Annotated in this window: 9 protein-coding genes, 1 tRNA gene and 1 other RNA gene; 5 read left to right on the top strand and 6 right to left on the bottom strand. The window is 71.7% G+C overall.

Features of this window, described 5'->3' with window-relative positions; translation table 11 throughout:
• Positions 1-78: 78 nt before the first annotated feature.
• The 3 genes from MLY01S_RS10990 to mptB (MLY01S_RS10980) are packed head-to-tail and all read right to left on the bottom strand — an operon-like array spanning position 79 to position 4,906.
• A complete protein-coding gene (locus tag MLY01S_RS10990; protein ID WP_245232172.1) occupies positions 79-1,452 on the bottom strand; it encodes a glycosyltransferase family 87 protein in 1,374 nt (457 codons plus the stop codon).
• Complete coding sequence (gene mptB / locus MLY01S_RS10985; protein ID WP_067192035.1) at positions 1,449-3,254, bottom strand: polyprenol phosphomannose-dependent alpha 1,6 mannosyltransferase MptB; 1,806 nt, start codon at positions 3,252-3,254, stop codon at positions 1,449-1,451. The genes MLY01S_RS10990 and mptB (MLY01S_RS10985) overlap by 4 nt, the downstream gene beginning before the upstream one ends.
• A complete protein-coding gene (mptB, locus tag MLY01S_RS10980; RefSeq protein WP_067192032.1) occupies positions 3,251-4,906 on the bottom strand; it encodes a polyprenol phosphomannose-dependent alpha 1,6 mannosyltransferase MptB in 1,656 nt (551 codons plus the stop codon). Before mptB (MLY01S_RS10980) ends, mptB (MLY01S_RS10985) begins: the two co-directional genes overlap by 4 nt.
• Positions 4,907-5,071: 165 nt before the next feature.
• Between mptB (MLY01S_RS10980) and orn the strand changes: the two genes are divergently transcribed.
• On the top strand, positions 5,072-5,710 hold the full coding sequence (gene orn / locus MLY01S_RS10975; protein ID WP_067192028.1) for an oligoribonuclease: 639 nt from the start codon (positions 5,072-5,074) through the stop codon (positions 5,708-5,710).
• 136 nt (positions 5,711-5,846) lie between these two features.
• Positions 5,847-5,922, top strand: a tRNA-His gene (locus MLY01S_RS10970).
• A gap of 170 nt (positions 5,923-6,092) precedes the next feature.
• On the opposite strand, the gene MLY01S_RS10965 is transcribed toward MLY01S_RS10970, so the two are convergent.
• Together MLY01S_RS10965 and MLY01S_RS10960 are read right to left on the bottom strand one after the other, a co-directional pair.
• The gene (locus MLY01S_RS10965) at positions 6,093-8,012 is read right to left on the bottom strand and encodes a heavy metal translocating P-type ATPase (protein WP_067192041.1); all 1,920 of its coding nucleotides are present in this window, start codon (positions 8,010-8,012) and stop codon (positions 6,093-6,095) included.
• A gap of 107 nt (positions 8,013-8,119) precedes the next feature.
• On the bottom strand, positions 8,120-8,347 hold the full coding sequence (locus MLY01S_RS10960) for a heavy-metal-associated domain-containing protein (protein WP_036381311.1): 228 nt from the start codon (positions 8,345-8,347) through the stop codon (positions 8,120-8,122).
• A 193-nt stretch (positions 8,348-8,540) separates the two neighbouring features.
• Between MLY01S_RS10960 and MLY01S_RS10955 the strand changes: the two genes are divergently transcribed.
• Positions 8,541-9,215, top strand: a complete 675-nt coding sequence (locus tag MLY01S_RS10955; protein ID WP_255218024.1) for a Crp/Fnr family transcriptional regulator — start codon at positions 8,541-8,543, stop codon at positions 9,213-9,215.
• 90 nt (positions 9,216-9,305) lie between these two features.
• The gene (gene def, locus MLY01S_RS10950; protein ID WP_067192025.1) at positions 9,306-9,923 is read left to right on the top strand and encodes a peptide deformylase; all 618 of its coding nucleotides are present in this window, start codon (positions 9,306-9,308) and stop codon (positions 9,921-9,923) included.
• A gap of 146 nt (positions 9,924-10,069) precedes the next feature.
• On the opposite strand, the gene MLY01S_RS10945 is transcribed toward def, so the two are convergent.
• Entirely contained in the window at positions 10,070-11,515 is a 1,446-nt protein-coding gene (locus tag MLY01S_RS10945; protein WP_067192022.1) for a glyceraldehyde-3-phosphate dehydrogenase, read from the bottom strand.
• A 181-nt stretch (positions 11,516-11,696) separates the two neighbouring features.
• Between MLY01S_RS10945 and rnpB the strand changes: the two genes are divergently transcribed.
• Positions 11,697-12,020: RNase P RNA component class A (rnpB, locus tag MLY01S_RS10940), an RNA gene on the top strand.
• The last annotated feature ends 22 nt before the right edge of the window (positions 12,021-12,042 follow it).

The raw sequence follows: 12,042 nt of genomic DNA, 5'->3' as shown, positions 1-12,042 counted from the left end.
GGTGGCCCACCTCCTCCAGGAGGTGGGCCACCGCCGTCGTGAAGCGTGTGGGCGTGGCCCCGTGGGCGCCTCCGCCCGTCAGCGCACCGCGGGCTCCCGGCGTTCCGTGCGGACGGGGCCGCGACCGGCAGGCGGGAGCAGGAAGCGGTCCGGGTGGTCGGCGAAGACGCCGTCGCCCGGGTCCGCGTAGCGGCCGTCCCCGGCGTCCGGGGCGAGCCCGGCACGCACCGGGTCTCGCTCGGGGTCGAGGATGTCCTTGACCACGGTCACGCAGATCCAGATGACCGCGGCCATGTGCAGGACGATGCCGGAGCCGTACCAGAGCGGGATCCACAGCGCGTCCTGGCCGAAGGCGCCGGAGGAGGTGATGCGGGCCGACTCCATCCAGACGCCGCCCCAGTGGTAGACCTCGATCGCCTGCCAGACCCAGAAGGTCTTCCAGCGCGGGCTGGCGAGCACGACGAGCGGGATCAGCCACATCACGAACTGCGGCGAGTACACCTTGCCGAGCAGGATGAACGAGGCCACGATCAGCAGGCACAGCTGGGCCATCCGCGGACGGTGGCGGCTGGACAGGCCCAGGTAGGCCACGCCGGCGCAGCAGAGGGCGAACAGGCCGTTGGAGATCAGGGAGAAGGTCTCGCCGGACCAGCCGGTCCAGGTGAAGGCGAGCCACAGGGAGGAGAACGAGACGGGCCGGTCGCCGGAGAACGTGTAGAAGCGGGACCACTGGTCGAAGGCGGTGAGCATGAACGGGACGTTCACGGCCAGCCAGGTGAGCACGCCCACGGCGAGGGTGGTGAAGAACCTCCCGAGCTTCAGGGTGCGGATCGCCAGGACGAGGATCGCGCCGAGGAAGAACAGCGGGTAGAGCTTCATCGCCGCGCCGAGGCCCAGCAGCACGCCGGAGAGCACGGTGCGGCCGTTCGACCAGGTCCACAGGGCCAGGGCGGCGAGCATGACCGCCCAGAGGTCCCAGTTGAGCATCGAGGTCAGCACGATGCCCGGGGCGAGGGCCACCAGGAGGGCGTCCTTGGAGCGGTGGCCTGCGGTGAAGGCCGTGGCGACCACGACGACGATCCAGCACAGCACCACCCCGAGCGCGTTGACGTCGAAGTAGGTGACCGTGCGCTCGGCCACGGAGCCGTCTGCCGGCACGAGCCAGCTCGTCACCCCCGCGACGACCGCCAGCAGCGCCGGGTACTCCATCCACTGGTCCTCAGGCAGCGGCGTGTAGAACGGGAAGTAGCCGTCGGCGAGGCCGCGCGTGGGGTACAGCTGAGCGAAGTCCGAGTAGCACATGTGCAGGTGCACATCCGGCACGCCCCAGCCGTTCAGGCGGCACCACTGTTTGGACAGGAACGCCGCGACGGCGGCCAGCAGCGTGAGACCGACCAGCATGGCGATCCACTTCGACCGCGGGGCGGTCTGTCCGGCGACGGAATGGCTCACTGGGGACTCCTGGGGAGGGGACGGGAAGCGGGACCGGAGTCGGTCCGGTTCGAGGCTATCGCGGGGGCGAGGCGGACGACGTCGGCGGCGCGGTGCGCCGGGGTGGGCTCTGCCTCGGGTTCGATCAGCTCGGCCTGCCGGCGGCGGCCCGGGAAGAGCCGTCGCGTGTGCGGGTCGAGCCAGACCAGCCACACGATCATGGCCAGGCAGAGCACCGCCGTACAGAGGCGCACCACGGTCAGCGGCACCCAGTTCGCCACAGCGAGCTGGTCCACCGCCCCCACGGCGGTGAGGGCGAGGACCAGGGCGATGTTCACCCAGCCGAGCCAGCGCGGGTGGTTGTTGCGTCCCGGCAGCGCGCAGGCCGCCAGGGGCAGCACCCAGAGCAGGTACCAGGGCTGGACGATCGGGGCCAGCACGATGGCCACGAGCAGCACCGAGGCGGAGGTGGCGATGGGGTCGGCGGCGCGGGGACGCAGGGCACACCAGGCCGTGTAGGCCAGCGTCGCCGCCGTTCCTGCGGTGTAGAACCAGCCGGCGGCCTGCCGGGCGGGCACGGCGGTGACCACGTCCACGAGCGCGCCGAAGCCGAGGCCGAGCAGTCCGAAGGGCGCATACGGGAAGGCGGCGTCGCCGCTGGTGAGCATCGCCTGGACCCACCCGAAGCCCAGGCCGGTGGCCGCGCCGATCGTCGCGAGGACGGCCAGGGCGGCGGCACCGGTGGTGAGCCAGGGGCCGATGCGGCGGCGCAGGCTCAGGCCGGTTCCGTCCCGGAAAGGCCTCCAGCCGGCCGGCAGCAGCAGGGCCGCGAAGGGCAGCACGAGCGCCGTGAGCGGCTTGATGGCGACGGACAGCACGATGAGCAGGATCCCTGCGAGGGCGGGGAGACGGCGGCGGGGCTCGCGCACCAGCAGCACGAATCCGGCGAGCATGAGGCCGATCATCAGGGCGTCGTTGTGGACGCCGGCGACCATGTACAGCAGGAAGAGGGGGTTGGCCACCACGAGCCACACCGCCCAGTCCGGGTTCCGTCCGGCCGCCTCGGCCAGGCGCGGCACGGCCCAGAGGCACAGTGCCAGCCCGGCCACGGCGATGGTGCGGTACAGGAGGACCGCGACCTCCGGGATGCCGGCGCTGAGGCGCCAGATGGCCTCGGCCATGCCGAGGAACAGCGGCCCGTAGGGGCTCGGCGACTCCGCCCAGATGGAGTCCGCGCCGTACATGAACCAGCCGGGCAGCTGGGAGACGCCCTCGGTGTACGGGTCCAGCCCCGCGGAGACCATCCGACCCTGCTGGATGTAGGAGAACACGTCCCGCGAGAAGATCGGCACGCAGACCAGCAGCGGGACCGTCCACCACCAGACCGCCCGGCGGACGGCGATCCCGTGGGTGGCCCAGCACCCTGACACCTGCTGGCCCAGCCGCAGCCAGGACCGCACGAGCAGCAGACAGCCCACGGCGAGGACCAGGGCGAACGGCAGCGCCGTGGACAGGTCCAGCCGGACGAGCTGGAAGGAGCGCACCCGGGCGAGGAACGACGCGGGCACGGAGGGCATCCATCCCACGCCGAGGGAGCCGATCACCACGAGCACCGAGGCGAGCACGCCCTGACGCAGCGCGGCGTAGGGGTCACGGTCGTGGGACGGCAGGAACCAGCCCACCACCGCCAGCCGGCAGAGGCGGCGACGCAGCCGGTGCAACGTCCTGCCGAGCCCTCCGGCCGGGGGCTCGTGCGCGGGTGCCTGCCGGCCGCCGGCCCGCGGGGACGTGCCGACCGGGCCGGGGTGCTGCGCAGAGGTCATCGTTCGTCGCCCGAACGACCCTGCACCTCGTGCGGCTCGGCGGATCGGCTGCCGAACAGGGCCGCCAGCGCCGGGCGCACGTGCCAGTCGTCCTTCACGAAGCGTGACGTCTTGCGGTCGACCACGAGGATCCACCCCAGGCAGATCACCGAGACCAGCAGGGAGAGGTGCTCGACGTCCTGGGCGATGTCCAGGAACTGCCAGGTGAACAGCTGGTCCGAGGCGCCGAAGGCCAGGAAGTAGCCCACGGTGAAGACGACCCACTTGATCTGCCAGTTGTCCCTCAGGCCGATCACGGCGAAGAACGGGAGCAGCCAGAGCAGGTACCAGGGCTGGATGATGGGCGAGAACACCACCAGGGCGGTGAAGGCCCACGTCATGCGCTCCATGGCCCGGTCCTGCCGGCCGACGAACATGAGGATCACAACGACGATCACCGAGATGATGCGGCCCACCCGCTTGTAGGTGTCCTCCACACCGGAGGTGTCCCAGTCCATCAGGCCGAACACGCCCTGGGTGATGTCGTTGAGGATGCCGATCGGCGACCACGGGACGGTGCCCGTGCCGGTGCCGAGCATGACCTCGAGCCACCCGAAGCCGAAGCCGTTCAGCCGGCCGACGACGACCATGATGCCGAAGGCCAGGGCCGCGGTGATGCCCCACATCACGAAGCGCCGTATCCAGCCGGCCGCCGGACCGGCCCAGAGCAGGGCGATGAACGGCAGGAGCACCATGGTGATCGGCTTGATGCCGATCGACAGTGTGGTCAGCACGACGGCCCCGACTCCCCAGGCGGCCGAGATGACCGGCCCCTCGGCGGGCCGCGGCCTACCGGCGCGCAGCGCACAGTAGGTTCCGGCCAGGGCCAGGCCCACCATCAGGGCGTCGTTGTGGCCGGAGGCGACGAAGGAGATCGTGAACAGCGGATTGGCCGCCGTGATCCATACGGCCCAGGCCCCGTTGACCTGACGCTCTCGGCACAGCAGGGGGACGAAGACGAGGATCAGCACCACACCGGCGACGGCGGCGAGGCGGAAGAGGAAGATCGCCAGGTCCGGGTTGTCCGGGCCGGTCGCGGCCACGACCGCCTCCTCGATCCAGAGGAACACGGGACCGTAGGGGGTGCCGTCGTTGGCCCAGGTGGCGTCCGTGCCCAGCTGGAACCAGTTGGAGAGGGAGGAGATGCCGTCGGTGTAGGGGTCCTGGCCGGCGACCATGAGCCGCCCCTGCCCCACATAGGCGAAGATGTCACGGCTGAAGATCGGCAGCGCCAGCAGCTGCGGCAGGCACCACAGGACCGTGGCGACGTTCACCGTCCTGAGCGCTCCGTGGCCGAACGGCCGGGTCACCTGGCCCAGCCGCAGCCAGGCCCAGAACATCACCCAGCAGCCGAGGGTGAGCAGGACGGTGCCGAGCATGACCCCGCTCTCCTGCGTGCGGTACGGGATGAGCCACTGCCAGCGGTTGATCGGGGAGGTGGAGGCGAGCCAGCCGACGGAGAACGACCCCAGCACCAGCAGCAGGGAGCCGAGCGTGCCCGCGACGAGCGGGGTCGCGGTCCAGCCGCCCACCTTCGGATCGACGCGGAACCCGCCGATGCCCACATACTCCGGCGCGTTCGCGTCGCGCGCGGGCGGCGTCGGCACGTTCATGTGGCGGCTCCTCCTCCGGGGCACCCCTGCGGCGGGGCTCACGTGGGTCCCGTTCCCACCGGCAGTCCGGGTCGGGCGTCTACGGGGCACGAATCTACCATCGAGGCCCCCTCGAGCACGCTGGACTCCCACGGAGACGGTGGCGGCAAGAGTAGGGTGTGAGCCGTGACCGAGACGACGAAGAACGCCTACGCCCACGCCCCGCTGGTCTGGATCGACTGCGAGATGACCGGCCTGGATCCGGTGGTCGACGACCTCGTGGAGGTCGCGGTGCTGATCACGGACTCCGAGCTGAACATCCTGGACGAGGGGATCGACCTCGTGATCCGACCCTCGGCCGAGGCCTTGGCGCAGATGGACCCGTTCGTGCGAGACATGCACACCACCTCGGGGCTCATCCGCGAGTTCGACTCCGGCCTCGCCCTCGAGGACGCCGCGGCGCAGGTGCTGGAGTACATCACCGCCCGCGTGCCGGAGCCGCGCAAGGCCCTGCTCGCCGGCAACTCGGTGGGCCAGGACAAGCTGTTCCTCTCCGCCTCCATGCCGAAGGTCGTGGAGCACCTGCACTACCGGATCGTGGACGTCTCCACCGTCAAGGAGCTGGCCCGCCGCTGGTACCCCCGCGCCTACTACCAGGCTCCGGCGAAGACCGGCGGCCACCGTGCCCTCGGGGACATCCGCGACTCCATCCAGGAGCTGCGCTACTACCGCCGCGCCGTGATGGCCGCCCCGCCCGGGCCGAGCACCGACGAGGCCCACCGGATCTCCCGCGAGGTCACCCGGGAAGGCCAGGCCGGCACCTGACCGGAGACGGCGGCCCCGCACCTGGCGCCGCATCGATGCGTGAGCGGTGTCACCCGCGGAATGGTCATGACCGGCTGCCGAGTGTGTGTATAGTTGAACGCGCTGCTCCGAGCGCTCCACCGCTCGGGGACGCATGGTGGGCGTAGCTCAGTCGGCAGAGCGTCTGGTTGTGGTCCAGAAGGTCGCGGGTTCAATCCCCGTCGCTCACCCCATGCGGAAGGCCCCGGAATCCTGCGGATTCCGGGGCCTTCCTCGTCTGCCCGAGCGGGCTGCGGTGCCCCTGCGCGCCGTCGGGTGATCGTGGGGCCGGCCCGGTCCCGCGTGGCCGGGCATCGAGGCGGCCGGTGACGGAGCGCTGGCGGGACGGGCGCCTGCCCGCCGCTCACGCCGCCGAGCGGGGCGGCCGCCCGGCGCCGGTCGCCACGGGCGCCGACCTGCTCAAGGTCGAGGTCGTGGACCTGGGCTGATCACGGCGCCGCAGCAGGCGCATCGCGTTCACGATGACCAGCAGCACGGACGCCTCGTGCACGAGCATGCCGACGGCCATCGTGACGCCGCCGGCGAAGACGCCGGCCAGCAGGGCCGCGACGGTCACGAGGGAGATCGCGATGTTCTGCCGCATCACCCGCACCGTGCGCCGAGCCAGATTGAGGGCCTGCGGCAGCCGCTCGAGCCGGTCGCCCATCAGGGCGATGTCCGCGGTCTCGATGGCCACACCGGAGCCGGCCGCGCCCATGGCCACGCCGATGTCCGCCGTCGCCAGGGCCGGGGCGTCGTTGACGCCGTCACCGACCATCGCGACGACGCGGCCCTCGGCCTGCAGGGCCTCGATCGCCTCGAGCTTGTCCTGGGGCAGCAGGCCCGCCCGCACGTGGTCGACGCCCACCTGCCGGGCCACGGCCTGCGCGACGCCGGGCTGGTCGCCGGTCAGCATCACGACCTCGCGGACGCCGATGCCGTGCAGCGCCCGGATCATGCCCACGGCTTCGGGCCGGACGGTGTCTGCGACGCCGAGGACGCCGAGCGGGACACCGTCGACGACGACCGCCGCCGGGGTCCGGCCCGCCTCCGCCAGCTCGGCCGCGACGGTCTCGACCCGGTCGGTCGCGGCCGGATCCACGCCGCGCTCGCGCAGCAGCGCCACGTTGCCCACGGCGACGACGCGGCCGTCCACCTCTCCGGTGAGCCCGCGGCCGAGGACGACGTCCACATCGGTGGCCAGCGAGCCGTCCAGCAGGCCGCGGTCCCGGCCCGCCGCGACGACCGGCGCGGCCAGCGGGTGGTCCGAGGCCGCCTCGAGCCGTGCGGCCCAGCGCAGCACCTCGTCCTCGGCCCCGGGCTCGAACGCGACGACGTCTGTCAGCTCGGGGGTGCCCGAGGTGAGGGTGCCGGTCTTGTCGACGGCGACGGCGTCGACCTTCGCGGAGCGCTCGAGGAACTCCCCTCCCTTGATGAGCACGCCGTCCTTGGCGCCGCGGCCGATCCCCGCCACAATCGCGACCGGGATGGAGATCACGAGGGCGCCCGGGCAGCCGATGACCAGCAGGGTCAGGGCCAGGGGGACGTCCCGCGTGATCAGACCGGTCGCGAAGGCCAGCACCATGATCGCCGGGGTGTACCAGCGGGAGAAGCGGTCCATGAACCGCTGGGTCCGAGCGCGGGCCTCCTGGGCCGCCTCGACGCGGTGGATGATGCGCGCCAGCGTGGTGTCGGCGCCCACGCCCCGCGCCTCCACCTGCAGCAGGCCTGCCGTGGCCACGGTGCCCGCGTACACGGCGTCGCCGTCGGTCTTCTCCGCCGGGATGGACTCGCCCGTGATGGATGCCTCGTCCACGGCGCCGGCCCCGGTGAGCACCACGCCGTCCACGGGCACCCGGGCGCCGGCCTTGACGAGGACGGTCGCGCCGGGGGCCACCTCGTGGGCGGGCACGGTGCGCTGCGTCCCGTCTGCGTCCACGACGACGGCGTTCTCGGGCGCCGTGGACACGAGGTCCGCGAGCGCCGAGCGAGTCTGAGACAGGGTCGCGTCCTCGAGGCCGTGGCCGAGGGCGAAGAGGAAGGTCACGGCGGCGGCCTCCCAGAAATTGCCGAGCAGAGACGCGCCGATCGCGGCGGTGGCGACGAGCAGGTCGATGCCGACGGTCTTCACCCGCAGGGCGGCGATCGCGTCGCGCGCGATCGGCAGGCCGGCCACGACGGCGGCGGCGAGCATCAGGCCCGCCGCCACGAGCTGTCCGGTCCCGTGGGCCAGCTGCTCGGGCGCCAGCACGAGCGAGACGGCGATCAGCAGGCCGGCCACCACGGGACGCCGCCAGCGGCGGGGCAGAGCGAGCCGGGCACGGGTGCGGCCCGGTCGCGTGGGGGCGGAGATGGACATGGCGGACTCCGTTCGTCGGGGGCGGGGCGGTGTCAGAAGGCCGACGGCCGGGCGGTGTAGCCGACCTTGGCGACGGCCTCGACGAGGTCCTGGGCAGTGGTGGTCTGCGGGTCGTGGTCGACCTCGATGCGCTGGGTCTCGAAGTGGACCTGCGCGCCGGTCACGCCGGGCAGGGCGTCGAGGGCCTTCTCGATCTTCCGGACGCACGAGGGGCAGCTGAAGCCCTCGGCGCGGAGCAGGGTGTGCGTGGTGGGGGTCATGGTCACTCCAGTCGGTCGTCACCGGCGCGGCCGTCGGTGAGGCTGAACGGACCGGGCGGGTGCCGGGTCCGGGTCCCCGTTCCTTCCGGGGATGTCACTGACGCTACGAAGGGGACGGCGGGCTTGCCTTGACCACGGTCAAGGCACCGTGTGGGAGGCTGATGGCGTGCGTATCGACCTTCCCCTCGCCCCCGTGGGTGAACCGGAGCCGTGCGCGGCACGGGTCCCGCTGTTCGCCGGGCTGGACCTGGAACAGCTGCGCCGGGTCTCGGACCTGGCGCGGCCGGTCGTGCTCGAGGCCGGCGAAGCCCTGCACCTCGCCGGCGACCGCACCGACCGCCTGTGCGTCGTGCACAGCGGCCGCCTGGCGCTGACCCTCGGCTCAGCGACCGGCCGGGAACGCGTGGTGCGGATGGTCGAGCCCGGCGACTCCGTGGGCGAGCACGAGTTCCTCACGGGCGAGCCGGCCCGACACGGGGCACGCGCCGTGGTCGCAACGCGCCTGTGCACCTTCTCCCATGCCGAGGTCACCCGACTTCTGGCCGAGTATCCGAGCATCGGCGCACGGGTGATGCGGACGCTGGCCGTTCGCCTGGCCGAGGCCGAACAACGTCTGGCCCGGGAGCGTCAGCCGGTCACCGCGCGGATCGCCGGGCATCTGCTCGGCCTGCCCGCCTCCCGGAACAAGGCCGAGCTCGTCGTGGTGCTGGCCGCGCCGAAGAAGGACGTCGCATCGTTGCTGGGCACCACCCCAGAGGCGTTCAGCCGCGGGCTGCGCCGACTCGCCGACGACGGACTGATCGCCCTCGAGGGCCCGCGGGTGACGCTGCTGGATCCGGATGCGCTGGAGGCCCTCGCCGCGGAATGACCGCCGTGGTGGTGTCCCCGGCGGTAGGCTGGGGACTCCCCCCTCTCCGACCCACGCAGGCCCGTACCCCGGGCCGGGAAGCGCAGCACCATGCCCTCCATCCGTCCCATCACCGTCTACGGCGAGCCCGTCCTGCACGAGCGCGCCGCCGAGGTCGAGGTCATCGACGACGAGATCCGCACGCTGATCGAGGACATGTACGTCACCCAGGAGGCGGCCCGCGGCGTCGGCCTGGCCGCCCCGCAGGTCGGCGTGGGGCTGCGCATCTTCACCTGGACCTTCCACGACACCGGCGACGCCCCGAACGTCGGGCACGTGATCAACCCGGTGCTCACCTATCTGTCCAAGGCCTCGCAGGAGGAGCCTGACCGCCACGAGGACTCCGAGGGCTGCCTCTCCGTGCCGGGCCTGTCCTACCCGCTGAAGCGCTCTGACCACGTGCGCCTGACCGGTCAGACGGTGGACGGCGAGCCGATCGACTTCGAGGCCCGCGGCTGGTTCGCGCGCATCATGCAGCACGAGTACGACCACCTCAACGGCACGCTCTACGTCAACCGACTCGGGGGCCGGTGGGCCCGGAAGTGGAAGCGCACCCAGCGCGCCGAGAAGATGAACGTCCCGGGCGTGACCTGGCTGCCCGGCGAGGACCGCGACCCCTTCGGCCACGACGACGTGGACGCAGACGAGGTGACCGGACAGGCGGACTGAGCCGACCGTCGTCGGCCCCTCCCCCGACGACGGCGCCGGCCTCCTCCAGGCCGCCCTCCGCCGGTGACGACTCACCGCAGACAGACGAAGGCCCCGCCCGGGACGACGGGCGGGGCCTTCGCGTCAGCCGTTCAGGCGCTCAGGCGTCAGGCCTTCGGGAAGGACGGCACGTCCTGGCCGGCCATCTTCTCGACGACGCGGACCACCTGGTGCGAGTAGCCGTACTCGTTGTCGTACCAGACGTAGAGGATGGCGTTCTTGCCCTCGTTGTTCACGAGGGTGGCGAGGCCGTCCACCACACCGGCGCGGTCCGAGCCGACGAAGTCGGTGGACACGACCTCCGGGGAGTCCACGTAGCCGATCTGGCCGCGCAGCTCACCGGTGAGGGACTCCCGCTGCAGGCGGGAGTTCAGCTCCTCCACCGAGGTCGGCCTGTCCAGGGCCAGGTTGATGATGGCCATGGACACGTCCGGAGTGGGGACGCGGATGGCGTTGCCGGAGAGCTTGCCGGCCAGCTCCGGCAGGGCCTTGGCCACGGCCTTGGCGGCTCCGGTCTCGGTGATCACCATGTTCATGCCGGCGGCCCGGCCTCGGCGGGCACCCTTGTGGAAGTTGTCCACGAGGTTCTGGTCGTTGGTGTAGGCGTGCACGGTCTCCACGTGGCCGTGGTCGATGCCGTACTCGTCGTTGACGACCTTGAGCACCGGGGTGATCCCGTTGGTGGTGCAGGAGGCGGCGGACACGATGGTGTCGGCGTCCTCGATGGTGTCCGAGTTCACGCCGAACACGATGTTCTTCATGTCGCCCTTGCCCGGGGCGGTGAGCAGGACCTTCTTGGTGCCGGTGGCCTGCAGGTGCTGGGACAGCCCCTCGACGTCGCGCCAGCGGCCGGTGTTGTCGACGACCAGGGCGTCCTTGATGCCGTACACGGTGTAGTCGACCGTGGTCGGGTCGGACGAGTAGATGACCTGGATCTCGGTGCCGTTGGCGGTGATGACGTTGCGGTCCTCGTCCACCACGATGGTGCCGTCGAACGGGCCGTGGATGGAGTCGCGGCGCAGCAGGGAGGCGCGCTTGATCAGGTCGTCGTCCGAGTTCTTGCGGACCACGATGGCGCGCAGGCGCAGCTTGGAGCCGCCGCCGGCATGGGACAGGAGGATGCGGGCCAGCAGTCGTCCGATGCGGCCGAAGCCGTAGAGCACCACGTCCTGGGTCTCGCCGAGGCCCTCGCCAGCCTTGCCCTTGACGTCGGCGAACTCGGCGTCGAGGAAGGACTGGACGTCCTGGCCGGACTCCTTCTGCTTGCGGGCAAGCTTGGCGAGGTCCACGGTGGCCGCGCCCAGGTCCATGGCGGCCATGGCCTCGACCAGCGGGTAGGTGGCCTCGACGGACAGCGGCTCGTTCTCCACGCGGCGGGCGTAGCGGTGGGCCTTGATGATGTCGATGACGCCGCGGTGGACGAGGGAGCGGCCGTAGATGCTGGTCACCACGTTGTTGTCGCGGTACAGGGTGCCGAGCAGCGGCACCATCTTCTCGGCGAGCTGCTCCTGGGTGTTCCACTCGGGAGTCTGGGTCGAGGCGTTGTCTGCCACGGTGGTCCTTCCTTGGATGCCGGTGCGGGCAAGCGCGGGCGCTTGGACCCGATCCACGTCGTCGTTGACTGCGGACGGGCCTCATTCTAGGGGGTGCGGACGCCCTCGGGCAGGGGACGGCCGCGTGGGCGGGGGTGATGCTCCGCACGCGGGTAGACTCTCGGCTCGGGACGGACCGGTGGACGGCCGCGGCCCGCACCGTCCACGGTGCGGGGTGAGGAACGTCCGGGCACCACAGGGCTGGATGGTGGGCAACACCCACTCGGGGCGACCCGCAGGCCAGTGCCACAGAGAGAAGACCGCCTCCGCTGCTCGCAGCGGGGGTAAGGGTGAAAGGGTGGTGTAAGAGACCACCAGCGGCCCCGGTGACGGGGCCGGCTCGGTAAACCCCATCCGGTGCAAGGCCGAACAGGACGCGTCACGAGGGCTGCCCGCCCCAGCGTCCGGGTTGGCCGCTCGAGCCCGTCGGCGACGGCGGGCCTAGACAGATGGCCGTCGCTGCGTTCCAGGGCAACCGACGCGCAGAA

The organism is Micrococcus lylae NBRC 15355 (assembly GCF_001570885.1).
In the GTDB taxonomy this organism is placed as follows: Bacteria; Actinomycetota; Actinomycetes; order Actinomycetales; family Micrococcaceae; genus Micrococcus; species Micrococcus lylae.
This window is presented reverse-complemented; position numbering and strand designations above follow the sequence as displayed.